Source organism: Marinomonas maritima (genome assembly GCF_024435075.2).
Taxonomy (GTDB): domain Bacteria; phylum Pseudomonadota; class Gammaproteobacteria; order Pseudomonadales; family Marinomonadaceae; genus Marinomonas; species Marinomonas maritima.
This window is the reverse complement of the sequence record NZ_JAMZEG020000002.1, coordinates 804,232-828,146: the sequence shown is the minus strand read 5'-3', so window position 1 is coordinate 828,146 and position 23,915 is coordinate 804,232. Positions and strand designations below refer to the sequence as shown.

Sequence of the window (23,915 nt, the reverse complement as noted above, 5' to 3'; positions counted from 1 at the left end):
CCATTAAACCATAGAAAATTGTTATCTCAACCTGCAGCCCATTTTAATGTTAACGGAAATAGAACAAGTGATGGCTGTATCGGCCGCCACTCAACAAGTTCTACTTGGTTTAAGTGCTCTTGGTTATGGTGCTATCTGGCGTAGCGGTCCGGCGTGCTTTACTCAAAAAACCAAAGAACTACTTTCTTTAGAAGAAACTGACCAAATTGTTGGTCTGATTTATGTTGGTACACCAAAAGAAAAATCGTCATCGATTCCTGAGATTGATTTAGGAAATCACTTAGAATGGGTAAGAGATTAATTCTTAAGCTTTATTTTACAAAATCAGTTGCAATCTAAAGTCTTGATCTCTAAAATACGCGACACAAATTACGCAGAGCGTATATTTTGGTGAGCTGTCCGAGTGGCCGAAGGAGCACGCCTGGAAAGCGTGTATGTCGTAAGGCATCAAGAGTTCGAATCTCTTGCTCACCGCCATTATCCCTCTAGAATCATGCATTACAGGGTGTTTCTGGAAATTGTACATCAATAGAAAACCAGTTGGATTATCTTCTAACTGGTTTTTTTATGTCTGCTTTTCAGTCTCTATATGCTTGAGTTCATTCTCAAGTAGCTCCTTTAAAACAACAGTCTTGCTTTTTGACAATTTTTTAGAAACACCCTGAAGCAGACTCGTAAGTCTTCAAAGAAATTTCTATCTTTTTAGTGCTTAGTCTTGCTCTTGTTGATTTAACACTCCAGGCCTTATTCGCTTTTTCTTTTAAGATAGAAATCTCCGTTTTTGCAGATGCCCCAAAGGGGTCCTGCTTTTCAAGCCTATAAAGCATAAATCCAAGGTTTGTTACCGTCGTATCTTTGTCATAATAATTTGGATTCACTATATTCATAAAGTCTTAATTGACATATAGGGTTAATACTTTAAGTTAATGCTACGTTTTTAAATCTTTACATGGGCCTTATATGCAACCTCTGTTACCACAGCTCGCCCCTGCCAACATTATTAATGCCGAAGGGCAGGCTCTGTATGGTCAGTTTGATGGTATTCCAGAATCCCTAGGGGTTAAGCAGTTTGTTTATTTTGATGAGATGGACAAGCGGGCGTCATGGCTTAAAAAACATTTTGACTACAAGCAATTTCAGTTTGTTAGCATCATAACGCCAAGGTACATTATTGGCGTAGCCATAGCGGGGATCCGCTATGTGGGCAGCAGTTTTTGCTATTTCTATGACGTTGAAAAAAATCAATTAACGGAAATAAAATCTTTAAAGCCGTTTTCCATAGGCTACAAGATGGCACCATCGCCTAAATTTGGCTCCACTAACATCAAGTTTTCTAAAAATCGTATTGAGTTCACCATGCATGACGACCAATGGCAGCTCAGCATCGATTCTGCTGATATTCAAGCCGAGCTTAGTCTTACCCCACCTGTATTAAGCTTGCCCATGAGCATGTGCACGCCAACGGGCTACAGCGGCTGGACTTACACTCAAAAGCACAATGCGTTATCCGTACATGGGAAACTCACCATTAAAGATGAACCCCAGCCCTTAAATCTTGCACTGGCCAGTTATGATTTTTCAGCCGGCTTTATGCGCAGAGAAACCAGTTGGCGCTGGGCTAGTATTAATGCGAAATTACCACAGGGAAAGCTGGGGCTGAATTTAGCCGCTGGCGTAAATGAAACGGGTAACAGCGAAAATGTCATGTGGATCAACGGTGAACGTCACTTTCTTGGCCCCGCTAACTTTGAGCTTAACCGGCAAATTAGCCCTGATTATTGGAAAATTAGCACCTTGGACGGCAGAGTCGATTTAACCTTTAGAGCGCTAAATTGCCGTAAAGAGAAAATAAACCTTGGTTTTCTTAAGAGTAATTTCAGACAAAATATTGGCTATTTCAGTGGCGATATCATTGATGGAAATGGGCGGCTCTATCACTTAAGTAACCATCTTGGGCTTACAGAGGATCATTTTGCTAAGTGGTAATTGTTGAGTGCAAATTAAATCGAATAAAGTAAAAAAACCAAATAATAAGAATAACTACTATGGATAAAGATAATGGATTTTAGCTTCTCGACCTTAGTCGAACACCCCGAACTGCTATTGCTAGCGCTAGCACCACTATTTTTTGTGTGTATTTTATTGGAATGGTACTGGGGTGACAGAGGTAATAAATTACCTAAAAACGCCAAATATCGCCCAGCGGAAGTCGCATGTAATTTTGTATTAGCGGGTATGCACCAAGGAGCTGATTTACTCACAGGTCTGTTGATTGCTAGCGTGTATTTAGCCATATTTGATTGGCGCTTGTTTGATGTTGAAATGAATTGGCATACATTTTTAATCTTAATGGTAGCGCAAGACTTTTGCTATTACTGGTTCCACCGCGCAAGTCATAGAGTTCGTTGGATGTGGGCGGCTCACGTAGTGCATCACAGCTCAGAAATCATGAATTTTAGTACAGCGTTTAGGCAATCGTTAATGTATCCATTAGCTGGTATGTGGGTATTTTGGATGCCTTTAGTGATTATAGGGTTTGATCCTAATTGGGTGATATTTGTAGTGCTGCTAAACCTAGGGTTGCAGTTCTTTGTTCACACTCAGGCAGTGAAATCTTTAGGGCCATTGGAGTGGATAATCAATACGCCATCTCACCACAGAGTTCACCATGGTCGTAACCCACAATACATAGATAAGAACTACGCCGGCATTTTGATCATCTGGGATCGCCTGTTTGGCACCTATGCACAAGAAGTTGAAACCGTGGAATACGGCATCACTAAACCTGTGAACAGCTTTAACCCCATCAAGGTGGCGTTAAGCGAATGGCGCGACATGTTTGCTGACGTATCGAGCGCTAACTTAGGATTAATGACGCGACTAAGAATCTTATTCGCGCCACCGAGTACTCAAGATACAGATAAGCATGAGCGGCATACAGAAGACGCTAGCATGGAAAGTTCTGGCATAGAAAAAACGGGGACAAAGCAGTAATTCCAGTCGTTTAGTAGGGTGTATACCCTATGCACACTACAGCTTTAACAAACGGAGGATATCGTGGTGGTATGGGGCCAGTTTTCTAGGCATTGAGTTGACCGCATGCCCCTTAACGCTAATCAGACATAAAAACCGCGTCAAACAAAACGGTTTTTATGTCTGAAATTTGATTTATGTATTCAAAGTTTAAGCTTTATTATCAAGCAAAAGAGCGGCTTGTTCAAAAACGATAGGGCGACCTTCTTTAGTGGTAGATGTCACTGTCATTATTGCATTAAGCATCAGCTGCTCATCACGAGTTCGATACACTTTTTGGTAGAATGTTAGCTTCAACTTTGAAGTTCTTTCTATGCGTGTTTGAACATAGAAATGATCTCCGCTCTGTAAAGAGCGTTTGTATTCAAGTTCTGCCTTTATTAATACTAGCTGTATACCTTGCTGTGTGATTTCAGAAAAATCTAATCCACGAGACTTAATAAATTGATGCCTGGCATGCTCTAAATAATTTTGATACACCGCATTATTCACAATTCCTTGCAAATCACACTCATAGTCTCGAACCTCAAAAGAAGTGCAATTCAATTGATCTAAATTGTTTTTCATGACAATACCTTAAACCTAATGCTTTTTATTCATGGTGCGCAATACGATTTTTTCCAGATCGCTTTGCATACAATAAATAGTGTTGTGCTCGTTCGACCAATTCCGTAGGGCTCTCATCCCCAAACAAGGTTGCTACACCTACAGACACTGTTATTTGGCGTAACAGAACTTTCGTATTTTTATAACGTATCTTCTGATTTGAGACGTCGTTTCGTAAAGACTCCGCTAATTGAGAGGCAATACCTAATTCAGTCTCACTGAGTAACATAGCAAACCGGCCGCCATTCAGGCGCGCAATAAAACCATTTTCAGGTAACTGTCCCAACAGTAGTTTGGCAACATACCGAATTAAAGATGTACCTGCCTTCTTGCCATATTCTTGATTGATCTCACCAAGGTCATCAATATCAATGAGAAGCAAGGTTAAATCATCTTCGGCATGAGGAATTAATGTAAATAATGATCGTTCAAAACCTTTTTCATTTGCAAGCAACGTCATTGCATCGAGCTCTGTGTTCTTCTTAGCGTCAGAAAGTTGTGCTCGGAGTGTTGCAAGTTCTTCTTGAGCGGCAAAAAGGGAACGGCTAAAAGTCTCGATTGCTTGATTTGCTTTGAAAGTGCCTTGGTCTAACAAAAGAGCAACTTGTTCTATTTGAGTTACATCGTTAGCATTTTTTAACGCTTTTTTTGTATCACGAAGTGTACGATTAAACTTTGCAAGTTCACTTGAGACTGTTGTCGTTTCATCACCTAAACTCGTCGTTAGATTTTTTAATGCTGAGCCCTGACGTTGGGTATGTTTATGCTCTTCAGGCAATAAAAATTCATGGAAAAGTTCTTTTGATACGAAGGCAGGCAAGCTACCAAATCGACGCAGAGCGCGATCGACTACTTGATTAAGCCTTGGATTCTTATTTGAAGCGTATTCATACCATATCCCATAGTTATAAGGAGTAGGGGGGATATCTAGCTTCACCATAAGTGGAATCGCTGATCGCATTAGCTGATTAGCTTGTTTGATATTATGTTGGAACACTGAACCCCCTGTCGCATTTTTTAACCTCTAAGACGTTCCATTTCGTTAGTGGTAGTGCATGCTTAATAAAAATACCTAGAAGCTCGATAAAGTTACCGTTCCATATCTTATGTAGCTTAGTTGCATATTACTGTTTTTGAAAACAAAATATAATAAAGCTATTAGTTTCTAATAGCCATTAGCGCCCCGAGAATTTACTAGAAAATCCAGCTTTTTCGAGTAATTCTTTAATTTTCTGGCGACTATCTCCTTGGATTTCAATCTGCCCATCCTTTACAGCGCCACCGGTGCCGCATTGTGTTTTTAATTTTTTCCCAAACACTTTGAGGTCCTCATTCGTCATTGGAAGGCCTTTGATAACCGTCACGCCTTTTCCTTTACGGCCTTTTGTCTCAAGACTAATGAGTACTTTACCATCACCAACAATCTGCTCATTTTTGCATTGACAGTCTGAAATAGGGGACTCACAATTCGGGCAAAGTCGCCCCTGATCTGTTGAATAAACTATATTTCGGTTCTTCATGGGCTATGGTGCCTCTGCCATGTATTTAAACAGAGTATTTTATCACTTGAACTAATGTGATTGAGAGAAAAAAGTACATTATTCAGCATTTCATTGCTATCTACACTAAGCTCATAGTATTACTAGTTTAAAAGTACAAATCAGCCCATGAAAAGTACACTTATAATTCGACAAGCCACAGAAGCTGACCTTAGAAATATTTTACTTTTTGAGTTTCGTAATAGAGGCTGGTTCTCTCAATTTCTACCAAAACAAATGCTACGTCAACAAACAGAAATTTACTTAAAACGCTTGCTTCAGAAGCACCTTAAGCGAGTTCAGTATTTAGTGTATTTGCCGAATAATGTTTTGATTGGGCGTTTCAATGGTCAAATTTTAGACAATGAAAATCTGTCATTGGAAGTGTCATACAGAATAGCTAAAAATTTTACAAATAAAGGCATAGCTCAGTATGTACTAAAAAATTTACTACTCGTTTGGGCCAGTAACGGCGTGAGAAATGTTTATGCTCAAGTGGCAGATCATAACAAAGCGTCAATACAAGTCCTTCTATCTTGCGGCTTTCAAATAAATGAAGTTCAAAAAGACGCTATTAATTTAGAATCTAAAGTTCACGACTGTTGGGTTTATCGATGGTCAGACAGCTTTGTCTGAATAATCAAATTTTATAAAGTTCCAAGCTATTTAGAATGTTAACTATTTTGTCACTAAAATCGGCTTTTAGCGTCATCATTTGACCTGTAATTGGGTGGTTGAATTGAAGGTTTGAGGCATGAAGCATCAATCTAAAATCATCAGGCCAAATGCTTTTTGCCACTTTATTAATATGGCGGCAACCATAACAGGAGTCGCCCACAAGTGGGTTTAATAAATGTTTAAAGTGCCGGCGAATTTGATGTTTTCGACCTTGTTTTGGCCTTACTTCCACCCAACTCAACCGCATGCTGTCATATCGGCTAACCGCTACGGGAAGTTGATACTGCTCCAATCGAGTAAATCGGGTTTCTGCGTCTTTTTCTGTTCCTTCTATCTTAAAGCGAGAACGACCTTTTTGTTCATTGAGCTTTGCTAAAGGATAATCAATGACGCCTGCCTCGTCACAAAAGCCTCGCACTAAACAATGATAAGTTTTCTGTGTTTTTGACTCTGCAAACTGAGTCGAAAGCAATCTTGCTACCTCTGGATTAAAAGCCATGATCAATACACCAGAGGTTCCTCTATCAAGCCGATGAACAGGAAAAACCCATTTACCTGTCTGATCTCGTAACCTTTGAACTACCGCATCCTCTTCGTCTTTCGCCAAATATGTTCTGTGTACAAGTAAGCCTGCCGGTTTATTTACGGCAACCAAATGTTCATCTTGAAATAAAATATCTAGTGTCATTTAAGCTTATCTATAAAAGCCGCTATTTTGTCCATCGCAATATTCACCAAGGTCTGCATAGCCTCATTACTTGCCCATGCAATATGAGGCGTAAGTAAAAAATTAGGCCGCTTAGCAAGAGCCTGTAAAGGATGATTTAGCGGCATGGGCTCTTGTGTAGCAACATCAAACGCGGCGCCTGCAAGGGTGTTATTTTCGAAGGCGTTCACAAGCGCATGTTCATCAACAATACCACCACGACTAATGTTCAATAACAAACAACTCGGCTTCATCAAAGAAAATTCAGTGTCGCTAATAAGGCCTTTAGTTTCGTCTGTTAATGGGCAATTAATACTTATTACGTCAGCCGTTTTTAACGCCTCTTGAAAGTCTACATAACCCGCTCTGGTCGCTGGTGCTCCCTTACGATCAGCAAATATCACGGTCATGCCAAACGCCCGAGCGATATCAGCGACTCTTTTTCCTAACGTACCGCCGCCAATGATCATCATTGTCGTACCAGAAAGGTCTTGAATAGGGTAATCGAGAAAGCAAAAATGCGTTGAATCCGCCCATTTGCCCGACTTCACATCGCTTATGTAAGACGTTAAGTTTCTTCGAAGCGCTAGCAACATCGCAAACGTATGCTCAGGAACGCTAATAGTAGAGTAATCAGCTACATTTTGGACGGTAATGCCGCGGCTTGTGCAAGCTTCTTTATCTACATTGTTTGTACCCGTAGCCATGACTTGAATAAGTTGTAATTTTGAAGCACCACTTATGACTTCTGCACTTACAATGGCTTTGTTTGTAAGGACGATATTCGCGTCTTTAATACGTTCTGCAACTTGATCAGGTCTTGTCTTGTCATATTCAACAACGTCACTGATGTGTGTTGGCAGTTCAATATTTATGTTTTTTGGGAACGAACCCCTGTCTAAAAAAACCGCTTTCATCTATTTTCCTTATTTCGATCTACTTAATACTATCTAATAATGGCTGTAAGTAGGGCAGAATATTTTGCAGCACTATTGGCTGACCTTCTTTATTAGGGTGCAGCCCATCGTTTTGCATTAAATCTTTGTTTAAAGCGACGCCCTTAAGCATAAAAGGCAAGTAGGCAACGTTGTACTTGCTCGCTATGTCCTTATATAAGTTAAAGAACATTTGCGTATAACGTTTGCCGTAATTTTGCGGAATTTGATTACCAACCAACAATACAACGACGTTTTCTTGGTGAGCTTGCTCTATCATTTTTTCAAGATTAATGGTGGTCTGATTTAAAGGATAGCCTCGTAAAGCATCGTTAGCACCTAACTCCAATACAACCCAATTTGGCCTGTGAGTTGCTAAAAGAGCGCTAAATCGAGACAGACCACCTTGCGTAGTTTCGCCACTGACACTGGCATTTATAACCGAAATGTCAGGGTTTGATTGAGAAAGTTGATTTTCAAGTAAACTTACCCAGCCCTCTTGTTGTCGTAAGTTATAAGCCGCACTGAGGCTATCACCCATAACAAGCAATGTTGACGCGGAAGCAAAGGTGCTAATAGAAAGCAACGTTACTATTGTAAAGAATTTTTTCAATTGTATTTTTAACAACATATCAAACCTTTTTAGAGTAAATCACCATGCCTAGAAACACCGCGATTAAAGTATCTAATTTAACCCACACAGTGACTTCGAATACAGGGAATTTGACCATATTGAAAGGAATTAATATGGAAATCAAGGAAAGTGAGTCTGTTGCTATTGTTGGATCATCCGGTTCCGGAAAATCAACTTTATTAGGCTTACTGGCTGGATTGGATGTGAATACCTCCGGTGAAATTTTTCTTTATGACAACCCGTTTTCTAGCCAAACAGAAGAGCAAAGAGCCTTAGTTCGAGGACAGTATGTTGGTTTCGTATTTCAGTCTTTTCATCTTCTACCTAGCCTTCAAGCCATTGAAAATGTGATGTTGCCAGCCGAACTTAAAGGAGATAAAGACGCTCGCAAGAAAGCAGAAGTATTGCTCGAAAAAGTAGGTTTGTCACATCGATTAACGCATTACCCCAATCAGCTTTCTGGCGGAGAACAGCAGCGTGTCGCCATTGCTAGAGCGTTTGCGTCTAACCCCAAGGTATTATTCGCCGATGAGCCAACTGGAAATCTTGATGAGGAAAACGGCAACCTGATTATCAAGCTGTTGTTTGACCTGAATCAATCTCAAGGCACGACGTTGGTTATGGTGACGCATAATAACGAACTTGCTAAAATGTGCGACCGTCAATTGGTCATGTCTTCAGGCCAACTGACGGAAAAAACACTATGAGTTTTACCTTTCGTTTAATGCTACGCGACCTTCGCAGTGGAGATTTGCTTACGCTCTTACTTGCGTTGATCATTTCGGTGAGCACAGTCACCTCTATTGGTTTGTTTATTGATCGCCTACAACTTTCCTTTGAGCAAGAGTCTGCTAATTTACTTGCCGCCGATCGTTTGGTTCGCTCAGACGATACCATTCCGGCGGAATGGACCTTAAGAGCAGACGAACTCGCTTTACAGTACGCACAAAGAACGTCTTTCACCACTATGATGTTTGCAGGTGACTCGCTCCAATTATCGCAATTGAGCGCGGTAAGTGAAGGCTACCCGCTTAAAGGTGCTTATCTCGTTGACGACACTTTATTTGGCACCGGACAAAGATCGACAGAGGCGCCACAGCAAGGTGAAATCTGGGCGTCATCTCGTCTTGCCAGTTTATTAAATATTGAGCTTGGAGACCAAGTTGAGGTGGGTGATGCGACGTTCACTTTGACGAAGTACTTGGTACGCGACCCAGGTTCAAGTACATCTGCTTTTGCCATTTCGCCTCGTGCTGTAATGAACATGGCGGATCTGGCAGCAACAAATGTCATTATCCCCGGCAGCCGTATTCGCTATTCATTATTATTGGCAGGTAATCGAGACGCACTTGGTCAATATGAAACATGGATAACCCCCCAATTAAATGAAGGACAGCGTTGGCAAACCCCAACACAACGAGGTGAAAGAATAGGCGATACCATCGGCCGAGCGGAGTCTTTTCTGTTGCTAGCCGGTACTTTGGCTGTTGTGATGTCAGGTGTTGCTATGGCTCTGGCATCCGCTCGTTTTGTCAAACGCCATTTGATGCAGGTGGCTATTCTAAAAACGCTAGGCGCCACCCCAAAACTGCTAGGTAAGGTTTTTTTTCAGCAGCTCTTTACTTTATTTTTAGTCGGAGCTTTGATTGGTTTGGCAATTGGTTGGGGCATACAAGAAATCATAGCCTCTTTGCTATCAGGGCTAATGTCGACCACATTACCCGAACCATCAATAAGCCGCTTGTGGTTGGGGGCAACGACGGGGTTAATTTCAATGCTGGCATTTTGTCTACCTCTTATGTCTCATCTCATCAAAATATCTCCGTTATCCGTATTGCAGCCCAATGCAAAAATTGAACTAAACACCTTTGTCATTTATCTCATCGGCTTTCTTGGTATGTACGGGTTGATGTGTGTTTATACAAAAGGTTTTTTACTGCCAAGCATCATGACAGCCGCCATATTTGGCATTGCACTGTTAGTTGCAGGTATTGGCTGGATTGCCTTTAAACTTGGCCGTTCCCTCACATCAGGTGCCACCAGCGGATGGCAAATTGGCCTTGCCTCTTTGTACAGAAGGTTGGTCCCAAACTTATTTCAGCTCTTAGTATTCACATTAATTATCATGCTGACGCTTATCCTAATTGGTGTGAAGTCTAGCCTCATTGCCGATTGGCAACAGCAACTGCCAGAAGACGCGCCAAACCATTATTTGTTCAATGTTCAAGCCAACCAAATTGACCAAATAAATGACGAGACAAGCAAACTTAATGTTCAAAAATCAGATTGGTATCCTATGGTTCGTGGTCGCGTCACGGCGGCAAACGGCAAAACGGTTCAGGCGCTTTATCCTAACGAAAAGGGCGAACCAGAACTGTATGAACGTGAGCTTAATCTCACATGGGCCGATTCACTTGGTAAGGGTAATGAATTAGTTTCTGGGAATTTTACTGCTGAAGGCCTTTCTATTGAGCAAAGAGTGGCAGAAGAAGCCAACCTCACACTGGGTGATAAGCTGACGATAAATATTGGCGGCAATATCGTGACACTCCCCATCACCTCAGTGCGTACGGTGGATTGGGGGTCAATGCAGCCAAACTTTTATCTCATTTTGCCAAAGAGCATTTTGGAAGGCTATCCTGCTAACTTTGTTAGTAGCTTGTTTATTGAAGAGTCTAAGGCACAATCTTTTTACAAGGCCATGTCGGCATTTCCAACAGTATCGATTCTAAATGTGGGTGATATTTTAAAACAAATACAGACCATAATTGGTCAGTTGTCCCAAGCAATTCAGCTTGTTTTATTATGCATTCTAAGTGCTGGCGCTTTGGTTTTATTAGCAAGTGTACGATCAACGTTAGAAGAGAGGCTAGAAGAGGGAGCATTATTGAGAGTATTAGGGGCAAAAAGCGCATTAGTTCGACAAGCCTTGTTTGTTGAGTTTGGCGCTCTTGGCTTTTTTTCTGGTCTTATCGCGGCCATTGGTGCAGAAACCTGTTTGTACGGATTGCAGGTCTTTGTGTTTAACGCGGATGCCAGTTTTCATCCGTTGTTATGGTTATTTGGTCCTTTAATTGGAGTCTGTGTCATTTCAAGCATTGGTGTATTTGCCAGCAGGACTGTGTTAAAAGTGCCACCTATGCTTTTGTTGCGTAGGCTATAAAGCACTTTTCATTATCTAGGCTGTTTAATGTTTGTAGAAAGACAGGGCTATATTGTCAGCCGCCATACTCGTGAAGTAGGCGGCAAGATTGAAATGAGCCTATTTATTAAAACACCGGAAGGAACCGTAAAGGTGCTTCCGGATAGGCAGCTTAGTGTTTTTTTTACTGATGCTCCGCTCGATAGCCTGCCAAGTAACCTGAATGGCGTACAATGTTCTCAGTCCCAGTTCCGATCCTTCGATAATAACCTTGTTGCGTTAGTGCAAAGCAGTAGTCCCACGCTCCACCAGCAAATGACTAATAGGGTCAAGCAGAATGGCTATTCTGTTTTCGAAGAAGACATAAAAGCCCACAATCGATATTTAATGGAACGAAATATTCGAGGCGCCGTTAGATTCATCGGCGTCCCGGATTCAGCCAATCAAATATTTAGCCAAGCACGAGTCATTGCTGGAGATTGGCAGCCTCATTGGAACGTTTGGTCGCTCGACATAGAAACCTCCGTATCTACCAATACATTGCTGTCTATTGGCATTACAGCGGCCGATCAGCGAATTGCGTTTGTCGTGACAGATCAAGAATATACGTCGCCTTTGGTGCAATGCTTTACTGACGAAAAAAGTTTATTGCTTGCGTTTATACGCTACGTTAGAAAACATTCTCCCGACATTTTCATTGGTTGGAATTTGATCGGCTTTGATTTGCAGTTTATTGATCAGCGCTGTCAAACCCTAGGCATTCGCCCTTCTTTTGGTGTCCATGGTGAAAATTGGAATATCCGCTCTTCCGATAATCAAGGAAAGTATTTTGCCAGTATTCCCGGGCGAGTGGCGCTGGACGGCATTACCTTGTTAAAAGTGGGTGGTTATCAATTTGAATCCTATAGTCTAAACAACGTCAGTAAAGAAATCTTAGATGATGGAAAATTGTTACATGGCGCTGAGCGTTGGCAAGAAATAGAAAGGTTACACAAAGAAGATTTAGACGCCTTTGTGGCTTATAACCTTCAAGATTGCGACCTTGTTATGCGGATTTTTGAAAAGCTAAAGCTAATCGAATTACAACAGACCCGTGTCGATTTAACAGGCATTCCTTTTGAGCAAACGGGGGGGTCAGTAGCGGCCTTTGAAAACCTCTATTTACCCAGATTACATGCCGCTGGTTGGGTTGCTCCGGCTTGGACAGAAGAAGACTTTGTTGCCAGTCCGGGCGGTTTTGTAATGTCATCCATACCTGGCTTACATAAGAATGTTTTAGTATTCGATTTTAAAAGTCTTTACCCAAGCATTATCCGAACTTTCTATATTGACCCTTTAGCAAGAGTCACCGCAACTCATAGAAAACTAAACTCTGATCAATCGCCCTCTAATTTGGTTACGGGTTTCTTAGGCGCCCATTTCGACAGACAAAACGCCATACTGCCAGGCTTAATTACCGAGCTTGCTCAGGCGAGGGAAAAAGCCAAACAAGAGCATAATGATATTTTGAGTTACGCCATCAAAATTATCATGAACTCATTTTATGGTGTTTTAGGGTCAAACGTTTGCCGCTTTTATCATGCAGAGCTCGCTAGCTCCATCACCATGCGTGGCCATGAGTTACTGGCTAGGACACAAGCATGGATGGAGGAACGGAACGCCAAGGTAATATACGGCGACACGGATTCACTCTTCGTGACACTCAATGACACACAAGGAAATCCGCAGGAACAGGGTAAGGAATTGTGTCAGCAAATTAACCTTTGTTTATCGAAATGGTGTCAGGACTATGCTCAATTAGATTCTCATTTAGAGCTGGAATTTGAACGAATCTATGAGCGCTTTTTCATGCCGACCATACGAGGCCAAGAAGAGGGAAGTAAGAAGCGTTATGCGGGAAAGTCCAACGGTGAATTGATATTTAAAGGGCTAGAAGCAGCTCGAACCGATTGGACACCGCTAGCAAGACAGTTTCAGCGTACTTTGTTTGAAAAAATATTCAGTGATGAAAATCCGATTAACTTTATTCAAGAGACCATTTCAAAGCTCAGACTGGGGGAGTACGACGATCAACTCATTTACAGTAAACAACTGAGCCGCCCCTTAGCTTCTTATACCAAAAATAAACCGCCTCATGTTAGAGCCGCGGCCATGATAGATCAAAAACGAGCGGAGCAGGGGCTTCCTATGGAATACAATAAAGGACGAAAGCGTGTTTATTATGTTTATCAGCGATCCGGTGTGGTGCCTTATGAAAGTGAGGAAAACTTGATCGATTTAGATTACGAACATTATATAGAAAAACAAATTGAGCCCATAGCCGATAGCATCTTGCCGTTTTTTAAAACCAACATGGCAAGCCTGCTCTCACAACAGATTTCGTTGCTCTGATACGTATTTTTTATGATCGAATGCCGAAGACTGCCTGTGTATTATTCATTGTCGCCTGAATCAGCTCCTCAAGAGAAACACCTTTTAGCTTCGCGACCTCTTGTGCTACCCAAGGCAGATATTTCGGATGATTTTTTTTCGGTCGAGGTCGAATATTTCTTGGTAAAAGATAAGGTGCATCGGTTTCTAAGAGCAATCGATTCATTGGAATATGCGGGATAGACTCCTGTAAGTCTGTGCCACGTCGCTCATCGCACACCCAACCAGTAATACCAATATACAACCCTAACTCTAGATACCTTTCTAGCTCGACTCTACTTCCAGTAAAGCAATGGATTACGGATTTTTGAGCTAATGCTGGGTGCTTCATAAGTATTTTGACCATTTCTTCATGCGCATCTCTTTCGTGTAAATACAGGGGAAGTTGATGTTCAGAAGCCAATTCTATTTGTTCATGGAAAGCGTAGCGTTGCTCATCAGGCGTTGAATAATTACGATTAAAATCAAGACCAGTTTCACCAATCGCCACTGGCTTTTTGATTTGAATAAGTTCTGTAACTTTAGACTTACTATCGACTCCCCAGGTTTTAGCCTGATGTGGATGGCAGCCAAGAGTGTTCCATATCGTAGAGTAGTTTTGGCTCAACCTTTGAATTTGTCTACTTTCTTCTAAATCAGACGCGATGCAAATCATGCCGTTCACTCCCGCTTCTTGCATATCGGCTAGCGTCTTATCTACATCATCAAGAAGAAAGCGATGATTTATATTTACCCCAATGTCTATCATAACGTTCCCATCTCACGAGCATCTTTTAAACTTTTAACATACAAATCTTTAAGCAGCCGCTTCGATATATCTTTGCTAGCAAGTTGATCAAAAGGAATTTTTTCCCATCTACCAGACTCATAGGCTTCAACTATTTTTAAAATACCACCTAAGTTGCCTTTATATTCTAACAAGGCGCTTTTGATATTTTCATCAAGAGGTAGATCTTTTAGTAGGATAGGAAGCTCTTCATCAAAGAAACTAGGTAGATACGAAAAAAGGCCAACCAAAAATGCGCCCTCTAAATTTGGAAACAATACGGCAGAAAGACTCTGACAGAAGCATGCTCGAGAAACCGCCATGGAAAATAAGCAATCTGGTTTACCCAGAACACTGCTCAACATCACCAGACCAACCCATTTAATCAAGTCTCTGACGCCTATAATTTCTATCGCTCTCTGGGCATTAGAAACATTGAATTGGCTATGATATATAGCCTTATGAGTCAATTTTATAATTCGATAAGTAAGCGTTGGATCTCTTTCAATGTACCCTGCCAATACACGAGGAGAAGATTCACGATCATTGAGCGCAACTAATAAATCAATCAAAATAGCTTTATAAGCTAAGATGCGCTTGCCTTTTATTGGTGTTACTTTACTTATAAAGCTACCGCTAAACTGACCATTAGGAACTTTTTCTTTAAGTTGAGTAAATTGTTCTATATTTTCAATGTTATTAACCCATAGCTTTTTTGACGCTATCAGTGGATCCTTAACTCGAATAATCACGTCATTAATGGTTAAATTGTCTAAAGTGAAAAGGGCATAAGAAAAAATATCAAGCAGAACGTCAGGAATAGTATTGGGGCTAGGGTTTATAATACCTAATTGATAACCTTGAAGTCTGAATTCGGATAACTCGTCCAAATGCACCTCAGATAATTCAGTAGCATTCAAGAAGGTCACCATGTGTAAATGAGTCTGTAACGGCAGGTTATAAAGCGCTTCTAAACTACTCTGAAAAAAAATGGTCTTTTGCTGTGTAATTTCGGTAAGATTGATATCCACAAACAAAGAGCTTAAAAAAGTCGCATCTTGACCTTTTATAGCGTTACTTGGGTGCAGTATGTTGTAAGCTATCGTTTCAGAGAACCGATTAACCACTGCTTCACGGCAAAAAAGTACTTCATTATTCTTCATTAAAGATCCTTGCAAGAAGAGTAGACACAAAAAAATACTGTAACGCTTAGCCTAATACAATATCATGGCTAAAATGGATTAAAGCCTTAATTAAAAAATGTTTGGAGTAAAATATGGCAAGCATGTTAGACGCTGTAGACCAGAGAACCAAGTTAGTAGGTGAAAACCGTTTGGAACTACTAATGTTCCGTCTTAGTGGAATGCAAATGTTTGCAATAAATGTGTTCAAGGTTCAAGAGGTGGTGCAGCTGCCAAAGTTGAACCAAATGCCACATAGACATCCCTCTGTTGCGGGCGTAACACATTTTCGAGGCAGAACTATTCCCGTAATTGACCTGTCTGAATCAATTGGTATGAAGCCAATTGATCGTACTCAACCTTCTAACTTGATTGTGACGGAATACAATAATACCGTTCAAGGATTTATGGTTGGTGAAGTAGACCGAATTATTAATATGAATTGGAATGAAATTCTACCACCGCCAGACGGAACAGGTCGCCAACATTATTTAACCGCTATAACGCGTGTCAATGATCGTATTGTTGAAATTATTGACGTAGAAAAAGTTTTAGCGGAAATATCACCTTATGACGGAACCATTAGCGATGACGTTATTGATAAAGACTTATTGTCTCTCGCCAAGGGATTAGAAGTGTTGGTGGTAGATGACTCTTCTGTCGCCCTTGCTCAATGTCGCTCTACGTTAAACTTCTTGGGTATAACGGTCCATGAGGCTAATAACGGTAAGCGAGGCTTGGAGCAACTCAAAAAATGGGCTGCTGAAGGGGACGTGGTTCCTGAAAAACTGCTCATGATGATAACCGATGCCGAAATGCCTGAAATGGATGGCTATCGTTTAACGAGAGAAGTGCGTGAAGATCCGGCATTAAAAGACCTTTACATCGTTCTTCATACATCACTCAGTGGTAGTTTTAACAAAGCGATGGTCCAGAAAGTTGGGTGTGATGACTTTCTTTCGAAATTCCAGCCAGATAAATTAGCGGCTCTGATTCAAGATCGAATTCGTAGTGTTGTTTATCGAGAATAAGCAGTTGTCACTGTCGTTTATTAAAAAAGCAGGCTACTAATGCCTGCTTTTTTAATACCTCACTTCCATAACAGAATCTAGGTTTTTTTGTCTTATGCCAACGATTGAATTGATCCTATTGTTCATCTTTATTGGCGCTGCAACAGGGGCTATTTCGTCAATTATCAAAATCGCGCCCACTCTCATCGCTATTCCGACCTTATACTTTTTTCTTCCCGTTTTTAGCTTGTCACTCCAAGATTTAATACTACCTGCCATTGCCACTTGTATTACTGCTTTTATACCGACTCATCTTTATGCTTGGATAAAATCGATGAAGCATGGCGAAGTAGACTCCCAACACTTAATTAATTTCGCGCCGGGCATCGCTATGGGAGGGGTAATAGGTGCACAACTACTGTCTTTAGTCAGTTTCTTGTTATTCAAAATAGGTTTTACCTTGATCGCATTGATCGCCATTCTAAACATAATATTGCGATCTAGGACCAAAAAAATACCCTCTATCGCTATTAGTAAATTAGGCCATATACCCATTGGCTTATTTATTGGAACGATATCACTGGTGTCGGGGAACTGCGGTCAAACACTAGGGGAAAGTTTAAGCACTCTGAAAGCAGTAGATCAGAGGCAGCGTCAAGGAAGCACAAATGGTTTTATTGTGTTTGCCTCTATTGCTGCTATGGTCGGTTTTATTTTTCCAGCCCAATCCTTTGACCACGCTACGTTTTCTGGATTTTCAGGTGCAATACATATTCCTTTAATGCTGATTTTGGCAGTTAGTCATTTGTTTTTTTATTGGCTTTGTCGTAATCGCGGCAATACATTAGACAAAACCGTTCTATCAATCAGCTTTGTTATTTTTATGGCCTGCTCTTTAATACGATTATGGCTTTAATAAAACCAGTTAAGGACGAAAAGCACACTCAGTCTTCACCACGGAGAATTGAGCTCAATCGCTTTATAAAGATACGAAACTAAACAATTCAAAGTTTTAAAAAGCTTGGTATTTTCATTATTGCCCCCAATTTCATGGTTTATAATGAATCAACAATTCAAACCAAAAGGTATAACATGAAAAACACGAGTGACTACGGTGTATTGATGATGAACTTGGGGACACCGGATGCCCCGAAGACACCTGAAGTTCGTCGATTCCTTAAAGAGTTCCTCTCTGACTCTCGTGTTGTTGATCTGAACCCTTTGGTTTGGAAGCCTGTTCTGAACTTAATTATATTGACTTTACGCCCACCCAAAGTCGCTAAAATATACCAACAAGTCTGGATGGATGAAGGCTCGCCATTATTAGTATTAAGCCAGCGGTTAAAAGAAAATATAAAGAAAACATTGTCCGTAAAAACAGGACAAGACATTCCTGTTGAGTTAGCAATGACTTATGGAAGTCCAAGTGTTGAAACCGCTGCCAATAAACTAAGAGAGCAGGGCGTTAAAAATATTGTTGTGATCCCTATGTACCCACAATTTTCAGCAACCACGACGGCTGCCGCTTACGATAGATTGATGAAATCGCTAAAAAACTGCCCTCATTGGCCGTCATTGCAGCTGTTGCACGATTACGCAGATCATCCGATGTACATTAAAGCACTCTCTAATTCCATTCGAGCTCAATGGGATAAACAAGGAGAACGCCGCCACCTTGTATTGTCTTATCATGGCATCCCAAAGCGATATGTCTCTAATGGCGATCCGTACGCTCGTCGCTGTGAAATGACAAGCCGACTCGTTGCAGAAGAGCTAGAGTTGGGCGATCACGAATGGACACATGTCTATCAGTCTCGATTTGGACGTGAGGAGTGGCTAAAACCTTATGCTGATGCCACCTTAAAAGCTTTGCCATCTATGGGTGTTAAAAAAATTAACGTCATTAGCCCTGCTTTTTCAATTGATTGCATAGAAACACTTGAAGAAGTGACATTGGAGTTGGGTGATGAGTTTAAAAATAACGGTGGCGTTGCTTTTGATTACATACCCGCGTTAAACGACACACCAGACCAAGTTGCACTGTATATAAATTTGATAGAACAAAATACCAAACAATGGAAGTAACATGACGCTAAAATGTACAGAGTTCAAAGTGATTGCTTTTGATGCAGACGACACACTCTGGCGTAATGAAGATATTTTTATTCATGCGCAAGATGAATTTATTAATCTACTTCTGCCATATCATGACGAAACTTACATACGCTCTCACTTAGGTGATGTACAGATTCAAAATTTAGAGCACTTTGGTTATGGCATCAAAGGCTTTACTCTTTCCATGATAGAAACGGCCATTGAATTAACTGAAGGGCGTATTTCCGGTAACGAAATACATGAAATCATACAACTCGCAAAATGCATGCTGGCATCGCCTGTTGAATTACTTCCTAACGTGGAAAACGTACTGTCTAAACTAGAAGGTAAAGCACGGTTGTTTGTGATTACCAAAGGGGACTTACTGGATCAAGAGAGTAAATTAGCGCGTTCTGGGATTGCAGATTATTTTGAAGCCATTGAAATAGTCAGTGATAAAACGTCTGATGCTTATCAACAAATATTGCAACGTCACAACATTTCCACCGAGCATTTTCTAATGGTAGGTAACTCCTTAAAATCCGATATATTACCGGTTCTGGATTTAGGTGCTCAAGCGCTTCATGTACCTTATCACAGCACTTGGGATCATGAAAAAGTCACTGACGACACATTATTACATTATCCTCAACTAACTACTCTCAACGATATTTCTGAACTTCTCGGCTGGTTAGATTTTTCACCTTTTCATAATAAACAGGCAGTATGATGAAATACATAACAGTGTTTATAGGTTCACTTATTCTATTATCGACATTGGCACAGGCCGAAGAAAGCACCCTTGATAAAGCGAAAGACGGTGCACTTCAGTTATGGGATAAAACAAAAAAAACCACCATTGAAATAGCAGACAGCACCTCGGAAAAGGCAAGTGAAGTCGGCGATAAAGCCTCTGATTTTGGAAACAAAGCGTCCAAAAATGCCAAAGAAACAGGTGCCGTGGTTTGGGATAAAATGAAAGAAGTAGGAGCCGCTACGGCTGAGGGTGCTAGGAATGGGGCTTCAAAAATTAGAAAGTTAGTAAGTACAGAAGATTGCAAAGAAGACAGTGCACTTTGTTATAAAGATAAAGAGTAACGCTCGTGCAGGAAGAAGTCCCTAAAATACCTAAACCAAGTAACTGGGAACAAGAGTTCTTAGAGCAGGACGATGCTCATATAACATCAGCCAAAGTTCGTTATCGTTGTCCAAAATGCGAAAGCTTACTGGTTTTAAAAGAAGGTGGAAATGGGGCGTTCTGGGGGTGTGAATCTTACCCTACCTGTCATTACACAGCTAATGACGAAGCAGGAAAACCGGTTAGGGCAAAACGCTATCTGTGTCCTGCCTGCCAGGCCCCTTTAAGAAAAAAAACCTTTAAAGACAATGTGTTTTGGGGGTGTTCGAATTACCCTGAATGCAAGGTAACCGTAGAGGATGATCAGGGTGTACCCTCTAGTACAAAAAAATATCCGTGCCGTACTTGTGGTCATTATTTAGTGAGAAAAAAAAGTAAGAATGGGTATTTTTGGGGCTGTATTACTTATCCAAAATGCACGAACACACTAAACGATGAAAAAGGCTTGCCAGTTTTAAAGAAAAAGCGTTAACCTGCTTAAAGTCATATTTGCTCTATCTGCAATAGCGCCTCGTCTATATTGGTATAACAAAACGCAAAGCCTTGTTTTTCTAGTTTTTGAGGAACAATTTTGGCCCCTTCAGTCAACAAACACGCCATTTCACCAAATAGCAGTTTAAGCAACCACTTAGGCGTAGGTAACGTAGCCGAGCGGTTGAGTGACGCTGCATAAGACTTGGCGAAGTGACCTTGCTCTATTAATTGAGGGGCAACTAGGTTGTAAGCTCCAGTATAGGTTTGATCCTCTATGGCAGTAAATATTGCTTCAACAACATCATCAATATGAACCCATGAAAACCACTGTTTTCCTCCCGCAATAGCCCCGCCTAAACCAAATAAGAATGGCGTTCGCATTTTACTCAAGGCTCCACCATCGCCGAGCACTACCCCTAATCGAAATATTACAACCCGCGTTTGATCTTGAGAAAATGCGGTAGCAGAGGCCTCCCATGCGGCACAAAGATCATGAGAAAACCCCTCTTTAGGGGGCGTGCTTTCATAAAAAACACCTTGACGTGCTACACCGTAATAACCCACCGCAGACATCGAAATCAGTAGTTTGGGTGGGTATTTTAATGCGTTCTTAATATTATGAGTTAATTCAACTCGGCTATTGAACAAAGTTTGTTTGCGTTTTTTTGTCCATGGGCGACTAGCAATATTTTCACCTGCTAAATTAATAATCACATCGAACTGCTCGTTGAGTACGCTCAATGACGCTAAAGTGAGTTGATTGATGCTGGCGGCTAATCGGTTATCCACCTGCCTTACTAGGGCATAAATATGATGGTTGGCGGTTAATAGTTTTTTAAGCACGGATCGCCCAATAAATCCTGTCGCCCCAGTCAATAGTATCTTCATTTTATAATGCTCCATGCATTGCAATAATCACTATGTTACGTACAAAAAAAGAAATAGGACCAATAACTTCCTAAGTTTAGGTCATAATCTGTTTTTCCTTAAGTTTGATCAGAAGATTTAAAGGTTTTTTAATCTGCACCTTCTTTTTCTGAAATAGGATGGCTAAAATGGGGAATCGAGAAACATTAGGTATCAAAATGCTACACAAAGAATACGATCACATCATACTTCTTGCACACGGAAGCCCTGATCCTCTTTGGAAACAGCCCTTCGAATCTCTCTATCATCACGTTACTCAAACCTATGGTGAGAATAATGCGAGCTTGGCGTATATGGAATTAACCTCACCCTCACTAGAAGATGTTATTGCGCAACTAGATAAAGACGTGCGAAGCGTGGCTGTGTTGCCACTTTTTCTGGCAGTAGGTCGTCATTTAAGACAGGATGTACCTGCACAAATAGCGGAACTGCAACGAGATGATTTACGCATAGAGTTATTGTCTCCAATTGGGGATGATGAGTTAGTAAAGCAGGCTATGCAGACGGTAATTGCCCATCATTTAGGTAAGGTTTAAATATGCCATTATTTTTAGTGGATTCATGGAGTCGAATGAATGCTGTTTAAACACTTACCTGACGAAATATTTCAGGCATTAAGCGGCTCAAATAGAGCATTAATTGAAGCTGTATTGCATGATCTAGCAGGCGTTTTTTATGATCATGCAGAAGATCCAATCAAAGATAAATCGACCATTATAGAATCGATTGAAGACACGCTTCATAAATTGGATACGCTTGCCTGGCATGACGAACAAAAAGAGTCTTTTGATTCACCAAAGACCATTCACGATTATGCGTTAAGAATTTATCATCGTTTGGTGAACACCGGATGGTTGGTCGAAGAACAAGAACTGTATCGCGTTAGCGTATTAATGACGCCTCAAATATCCATGTTGCTGAGATCTTTAGTCGAGATCAGTCAACACGGTAAGCGTAACTATGGCGCAACCGTTTTGAGTATTCTTAGTAACCTAGAAGCCGTCGCTAAAAACCCTAAAGAACGAGGGGTAACGCTTCGTCAGTCTGCAGAAGCATCAAGAGACTTTTCAGCGCATTTGAACCAAATATTACTGGGTATTCGTAGCTTACAAAGAGAGCTTTTCGCAACACGTGATCCAAAAGCCATTGTCGCGGGTTTCTTTGACTTATTTGTAGAAGGCATTTTGATCGCTGACTACAAAACGATCAAAACCAGCAATAACCCTTTTCGATTTCGTCGTCAAATACTTGAATTGACTCAAGACTTTTTAACCAATCCAGACACCATGGGGCAGGTTTCTCAGTGCTATGTTGATCAGCAGCTTATTTCAATGGCCGAAGCCCAGGCAATGGTTGAGAAAGACTGTCGTGATATCATTCAGACATTTAGCAATATTGAGCAACGTTTAGAGCGCATTGATGAATATCGATACCGATTAGAGAAGCGCGCAGCGGATACCGCACGCTATATGGACAGCTCTCGACCAGGCATGGCCAATAAGATTGCTGGCATTATTTCAGATGTTGCAAAGTACGACACCTTACCCATATTAAAACAGGTTGTAGGCGCCCGGTTTGTTGGCATGGCTTCTGCTGCCCAACCGACTAAACGACGTGAACCGCCACCGCCTCGAGTGATGACGCCAGCCGAAGTATCTGCTGACGCGATAAAAGCACGCGACCAACAGCGTCGCTTCCATGAGGCTCGCCAAGTCACCATTCCGAAAATGCAAAGTTATTTAGACAAACAAATGGCCTCTGGAAACAGCAAACATATCTTAGACTTCACTATTGAATCGGTTGAAGACTTTGTTTGCTTTGACCATTTACGCTATATCGGTTCACTGGGCGTTAGTGCTAAAAAATTAGAAGACTTATTTGAAATACACTTTACCAATCAGTATTTGGATGTGCATGAGTTCGTTGAATGTCGCGAATTTAATGTGGTACGTAGGAGCAAAGCGTAATGCTTAGAGAATTAAAAAAAGTTGTTGAAGAGTCTGGTAAAGACGCTCAAGAATTCCAACAGACCGCAAATTTTGTTATTGCGAATCAGTTCGCGAGCGCTTATAAGCATGGTCAGCGAAAGCATTACCTTCTATTAGAGTCCTACCAAGAATATTTTGATCGATTGTTTGATGCCTTAGGCATGAAGCTCTATATCAATGAGAACGAACGGCTTGCCGGCGTCTTGCCAATTCAAAAAGAAGCCTTTGTTCGCTTAAAAACAGATGAGACATTATTTCTATTAGTGCTTCGCCAGATTTACGAAGAAAAAATTGAAAATTTCGAAGTAGATAACGGCTTTGTGGCTACTAATACACACACGATACTCGATAGATTTGTCCAACTGGTAAAGCGCGAAATTCCAAACGAAACACGCTTTAAAGATATTTTGGCGTTGTTTAGTCGTCATGGCATTGTTATTCGTGGCAAGTCTTACGAAGAAGACAGCAAAAATCAGATGATCAATATCACTCCTGTCGTCAGGTTGATTGTCACAGAAGCCTACCTAAGACAATTAGAATCATTCAATGGCGCAGATCCTGATGAAGACGATGTCGCTGACACAGATGTTGAAACAGAAACAGTGCAAGAAACCAATCAAGACTAGGGCCAAAAT

The 23,915-nt window shown here is 41.0% G+C and carries 25 protein-coding genes and 1 tRNA gene; 17 read left to right on the top strand and 9 right to left on the bottom strand.

Annotation, left to right across the window (positions count from 1 at the left end):
- Window positions 1–46 precede the first annotated feature (46 nt).
- From M3I01_RS09920 to M3I01_RS09905, 4 genes are all read left to right on the top strand, one after another.
- Complete coding sequence (locus tag M3I01_RS09920; protein ID WP_255895693.1) at window positions 47–301, top strand: nitroreductase family protein; 255 nt, start codon at window positions 47–49, stop codon at window positions 299–301.
- A gap of 88 nt (window positions 302–389) precedes the next feature.
- Window positions 390–477: transfer RNA gene (locus M3I01_RS09915), tRNA-Ser, on the top strand.
- Between the two features lie 483 nt (window positions 478–960).
- Window positions 961–1,986, top strand: a complete 1,026-nt coding sequence (locus tag M3I01_RS09910; protein WP_255895692.1) for a DUF2804 domain-containing protein — start codon at window positions 961–963, stop codon at window positions 1,984–1,986.
- Window positions 1,987–2,058: 72 nt separating this feature from the next.
- Entirely contained in the window at window positions 2,059–2,994 is a 936-nt protein-coding gene (locus M3I01_RS09905; protein ID WP_255895691.1) for a sterol desaturase family protein, read from the top strand.
- A gap of 189 nt (window positions 2,995–3,183) precedes the next feature.
- Here M3I01_RS09905 and M3I01_RS09900 read toward each other — a convergent pair whose 3' ends face one another.
- The 3 genes from M3I01_RS09900 to yciH all read right to left on the bottom strand — a co-directional run bounded on the left by M3I01_RS09900 (window position 3,184) and on the right by yciH (window position 5,159).
- Window positions 3,184–3,600, bottom strand: coding sequence for an acyl-CoA thioesterase (locus M3I01_RS09900; protein ID WP_255895689.1), 417 nt, complete (start codon window positions 3,598–3,600; stop codon window positions 3,184–3,186).
- Between the two features lie 25 nt (window positions 3,601–3,625).
- Complete coding sequence (locus M3I01_RS09895; protein WP_255895688.1) at window positions 3,626–4,636, bottom strand: GGDEF domain-containing protein; 1,011 nt, start codon at window positions 4,634–4,636, stop codon at window positions 3,626–3,628.
- Between the two features lie 178 nt (window positions 4,637–4,814).
- Complete coding sequence (gene yciH, locus M3I01_RS09890; RefSeq protein WP_176335391.1) at window positions 4,815–5,159, bottom strand: stress response translation initiation inhibitor YciH; 345 nt, start codon at window positions 5,157–5,159, stop codon at window positions 4,815–4,817.
- Between the two features lie 147 nt (window positions 5,160–5,306).
- Here yciH and M3I01_RS09885 point away from each other — a divergent pair, with 147 nt between their 5' ends.
- Window positions 5,307–5,813, top strand: a complete 507-nt coding sequence (locus M3I01_RS09885) for a GNAT family N-acetyltransferase (protein WP_255895686.1) — start codon at window positions 5,307–5,309, stop codon at window positions 5,811–5,813.
- A 4-nt stretch (window positions 5,814–5,817) separates the two neighbouring features.
- Here M3I01_RS09885 and M3I01_RS09880 read toward each other — a convergent pair whose 3' ends face one another.
- Genes M3I01_RS09880 through M3I01_RS09870 form a run of 3 tightly spaced genes read right to left on the bottom strand, consistent with a single transcriptional unit; the run spans window position 5,818 to window position 8,127 of the window.
- Window positions 5,818–6,543, bottom strand: a complete 726-nt coding sequence (locus M3I01_RS09880; protein WP_255895684.1) for a pseudouridine synthase — start codon at window positions 6,541–6,543, stop codon at window positions 5,818–5,820.
- On the bottom strand, window positions 6,540–7,478 hold the full coding sequence (locus M3I01_RS09875; RefSeq protein ID WP_255895683.1) for a D-2-hydroxyacid dehydrogenase: 939 nt from the start codon (window positions 7,476–7,478) through the stop codon (window positions 6,540–6,542). Before M3I01_RS09875 ends, M3I01_RS09880 begins: the two co-directional genes overlap by 4 nt.
- A 19-nt stretch (window positions 7,479–7,497) precedes the next feature.
- Window positions 7,498–8,127, bottom strand: coding sequence for an arylesterase (locus M3I01_RS09870; protein WP_255895682.1), 630 nt, complete (start codon window positions 8,125–8,127; stop codon window positions 7,498–7,500).
- A gap of 26 nt (window positions 8,128–8,153) precedes the next feature.
- Here M3I01_RS09870 and M3I01_RS09865 point away from each other — a divergent pair, with 26 nt between their 5' ends.
- The 3 genes from M3I01_RS09865 to M3I01_RS09855 are packed head-to-tail and all read left to right on the top strand — an operon-like array spanning window position 8,154 to window position 13,663.
- Window positions 8,154–8,837, top strand: a complete 684-nt coding sequence (locus M3I01_RS09865) for an ABC transporter ATP-binding protein (protein WP_255895681.1) — start codon at window positions 8,154–8,156, stop codon at window positions 8,835–8,837.
- Window positions 8,834–11,293: an ABC transporter permease gene (locus M3I01_RS09860; RefSeq protein ID WP_255895679.1), complete on the top strand. Its 2,460-nt coding sequence runs from the start codon at window positions 8,834–8,836 to the stop codon at window positions 11,291–11,293. The genes M3I01_RS09865 and M3I01_RS09860 overlap by 4 nt, the downstream gene beginning before the upstream one ends.
- A gap of 27 nt (window positions 11,294–11,320) precedes the next feature.
- A complete protein-coding gene (locus tag M3I01_RS09855; protein WP_255895678.1) occupies window positions 11,321–13,663 on the top strand; it encodes a DNA polymerase II in 2,343 nt (780 codons plus the stop codon).
- A gap of 10 nt (window positions 13,664–13,673) precedes the next feature.
- Here the strand turns inward: M3I01_RS09855 and M3I01_RS09850 are convergent, their stop codons facing one another.
- The gene (locus M3I01_RS09850; protein WP_255895676.1) at window positions 13,674–14,450 is read right to left on the bottom strand and encodes a TatD family hydrolase; all 777 of its coding nucleotides are present in this window, start codon (window positions 14,448–14,450) and stop codon (window positions 13,674–13,676) included.
- Window positions 14,447–15,631 carry an EAL and HDOD domain-containing protein gene (locus tag M3I01_RS09845; RefSeq protein WP_255895675.1) on the bottom strand — a complete coding sequence of 395 codons (1,185 nt, stop codon included), beginning with the start codon at window positions 15,629–15,631 and terminating at the stop codon, window positions 14,447–14,449. Before M3I01_RS09845 ends, M3I01_RS09850 begins: the two co-directional genes overlap by 4 nt.
- Before the next feature lie 113 nt (window positions 15,632–15,744).
- Here M3I01_RS09845 and M3I01_RS09840 point away from each other — a divergent pair, with 113 nt between their 5' ends.
- The 6 genes from M3I01_RS09840 to M3I01_RS09815 all read left to right on the top strand — a co-directional run bounded on the left by M3I01_RS09840 (window position 15,745) and on the right by M3I01_RS09815 (window position 20,363).
- Window positions 15,745–16,680, top strand: coding sequence for a chemotaxis protein CheV (locus M3I01_RS09840; protein WP_255895674.1), 936 nt, complete (start codon window positions 15,745–15,747; stop codon window positions 16,678–16,680).
- A gap of 94 nt (window positions 16,681–16,774) precedes the next feature.
- Window positions 16,775–17,575, top strand: coding sequence for a sulfite exporter TauE/SafE family protein (locus M3I01_RS09835; protein ID WP_255895673.1), 801 nt, complete (start codon window positions 16,775–16,777; stop codon window positions 17,573–17,575).
- Window positions 17,576–17,751: 176 nt separating this feature from the next.
- Window positions 17,752–18,744, top strand: coding sequence for a ferrochelatase (gene hemH / locus M3I01_RS09830; RefSeq protein WP_255895671.1), 993 nt, complete (start codon window positions 17,752–17,754; stop codon window positions 18,742–18,744).
- Between the two features lies 1 nt (window position 18,745).
- Window positions 18,746–19,483 (top strand): HAD family hydrolase, encoded by a 738-nt coding sequence (locus tag M3I01_RS09825; protein WP_255895670.1) that lies wholly within the window; start codon window positions 18,746–18,748, stop codon window positions 19,481–19,483.
- Window positions 19,480–19,851 (top strand): hypothetical protein, encoded by a 372-nt coding sequence (locus M3I01_RS09820; protein ID WP_255895669.1) that lies wholly within the window; start codon window positions 19,480–19,482, stop codon window positions 19,849–19,851. The genes M3I01_RS09825 and M3I01_RS09820 overlap by 4 nt, the downstream gene beginning before the upstream one ends.
- A 5-nt stretch (window positions 19,852–19,856) precedes the next feature.
- Window positions 19,857–20,363 (top strand): DNA topoisomerase family protein, encoded by a 507-nt coding sequence (locus M3I01_RS09815; protein ID WP_275565056.1) that lies wholly within the window; start codon window positions 19,857–19,859, stop codon window positions 20,361–20,363.
- Window positions 20,364–20,374: 11 nt separating this feature from the next.
- On the opposite strand, the gene M3I01_RS09810 is transcribed toward M3I01_RS09815, so the two are convergent.
- Window positions 20,375–21,253, bottom strand: a complete 879-nt coding sequence (locus M3I01_RS09810) for a TIGR01777 family oxidoreductase (protein ID WP_255895666.1) — start codon at window positions 21,251–21,253, stop codon at window positions 20,375–20,377.
- 167 nt (window positions 21,254–21,420) lie between these two features.
- On the opposite strand from M3I01_RS09810, the gene M3I01_RS09805 reads away from it, so the two are divergent.
- From M3I01_RS09805 to M3I01_RS09795, 3 genes are read left to right on the top strand one after another with little or no spacing between them, the layout of a single operon-like run.
- Entirely contained in the window at window positions 21,421–21,828 is a 408-nt protein-coding gene (locus M3I01_RS09805) for a sirohydrochlorin chelatase (RefSeq protein ID WP_255895665.1), read from the top strand.
- 39 nt (window positions 21,829–21,867) lie between these two features.
- Complete coding sequence (locus M3I01_RS09800; protein WP_255895664.1) at window positions 21,868–23,259, top strand: Wadjet anti-phage system protein JetA family protein; 1,392 nt, start codon at window positions 21,868–21,870, stop codon at window positions 23,257–23,259.
- Entirely contained in the window at window positions 23,259–23,906 is a 648-nt protein-coding gene (locus M3I01_RS09795) for a DUF4194 domain-containing protein (protein WP_255895663.1), read from the top strand. The genes M3I01_RS09800 and M3I01_RS09795 overlap by 1 nt, the downstream gene beginning before the upstream one ends.
- Window positions 23,907–23,915: the final 9 nt, after the last annotated feature.

Excerpts from the sequence above, each read along its gene's own strand:
- M3I01_RS09920 (WP_255895693.1), top strand. The coding sequence starts at position 47 with ATGTTAACGGAAATAGAACAAGTGATGGCTGTATCGGCCGCCACTCAA.
- M3I01_RS09910 (WP_255895692.1), top strand. The coding sequence starts at position 961 with ATGCAACCTCTGTTACCACAGCTCGCCCCTGCCAACATTATTAATGCC.
- M3I01_RS09905 (WP_255895691.1), top strand. The coding sequence starts at position 2,059 with ATGGATTTTAGCTTCTCGACCTTAGTCGAACACCCCGAACTGCTATTG.
- M3I01_RS09900 (WP_255895689.1), bottom strand. The coding sequence starts at position 3,600 with ATGAAAAACAATTTAGATCAATTGAATTGCACTTCTTTTGAGGTTCGA.
- yciH (WP_176335391.1), bottom strand. The coding sequence starts at position 5,159 with ATGAAGAACCGAAATATAGTTTATTCAACAGATCAGGGGCGACTTTGC.
- M3I01_RS09885 (WP_255895686.1), top strand. The coding sequence starts at position 5,307 with ATGAAAAGTACACTTATAATTCGACAAGCCACAGAAGCTGACCTTAGA.
- M3I01_RS09880 (WP_255895684.1), bottom strand. The coding sequence starts at position 6,543 with ATGACACTAGATATTTTATTTCAAGATGAACATTTGGTTGCCGTAAAT.
- M3I01_RS09875 (WP_255895683.1), bottom strand. The coding sequence starts at position 7,478 with ATGAAAGCGGTTTTTTTAGACAGGGGTTCGTTCCCAAAAAACATAAAT.
- M3I01_RS09870 (WP_255895682.1), bottom strand. The coding sequence starts at position 8,127 with ATGTTGTTAAAAATACAATTGAAAAAATTCTTTACAATAGTAACGTTG.
- M3I01_RS09865 (WP_255895681.1), top strand. The coding sequence starts at position 8,154 with ATGCCTAGAAACACCGCGATTAAAGTATCTAATTTAACCCACACAGTG.
- M3I01_RS09860 (WP_255895679.1), top strand. The coding sequence starts at position 8,834 with ATGAGTTTTACCTTTCGTTTAATGCTACGCGACCTTCGCAGTGGAGAT.
- M3I01_RS09855 (WP_255895678.1), top strand. The coding sequence starts at position 11,321 with ATGTTTGTAGAAAGACAGGGCTATATTGTCAGCCGCCATACTCGTGAA.
- M3I01_RS09850 (WP_255895676.1), bottom strand. The coding sequence starts at position 14,450 with ATGATAGACATTGGGGTAAATATAAATCATCGCTTTCTTCTTGATGAT.
- M3I01_RS09845 (WP_255895675.1), bottom strand. The coding sequence starts at position 15,631 with ATGAAGAATAATGAAGTACTTTTTTGCCGTGAAGCAGTGGTTAATCGG.
- M3I01_RS09840 (WP_255895674.1), top strand. The coding sequence starts at position 15,745 with ATGGCAAGCATGTTAGACGCTGTAGACCAGAGAACCAAGTTAGTAGGT.
- M3I01_RS09835 (WP_255895673.1), top strand. The coding sequence starts at position 16,775 with ATGCCAACGATTGAATTGATCCTATTGTTCATCTTTATTGGCGCTGCA.
- hemH (WP_255895671.1), top strand. The coding sequence starts at position 17,752 with ATGAAAAACACGAGTGACTACGGTGTATTGATGATGAACTTGGGGACA.
- M3I01_RS09825 (WP_255895670.1), top strand. The coding sequence starts at position 18,746 with ATGACGCTAAAATGTACAGAGTTCAAAGTGATTGCTTTTGATGCAGAC.
- M3I01_RS09820 (WP_255895669.1), top strand. The coding sequence starts at position 19,480 with ATGATGAAATACATAACAGTGTTTATAGGTTCACTTATTCTATTATCG.
- M3I01_RS09810 (WP_255895666.1), bottom strand. The coding sequence starts at position 21,253 with ATGAAGATACTATTGACTGGGGCGACAGGATTTATTGGGCGATCCGTG.
- M3I01_RS09805 (WP_255895665.1), top strand. The coding sequence starts at position 21,421 with ATGGGGAATCGAGAAACATTAGGTATCAAAATGCTACACAAAGAATAC.
- M3I01_RS09800 (WP_255895664.1), top strand. The coding sequence starts at position 21,868 with ATGCTGTTTAAACACTTACCTGACGAAATATTTCAGGCATTAAGCGGC.
- M3I01_RS09795 (WP_255895663.1), top strand. The coding sequence starts at position 23,259 with ATGCTTAGAGAATTAAAAAAAGTTGTTGAAGAGTCTGGTAAAGACGCT.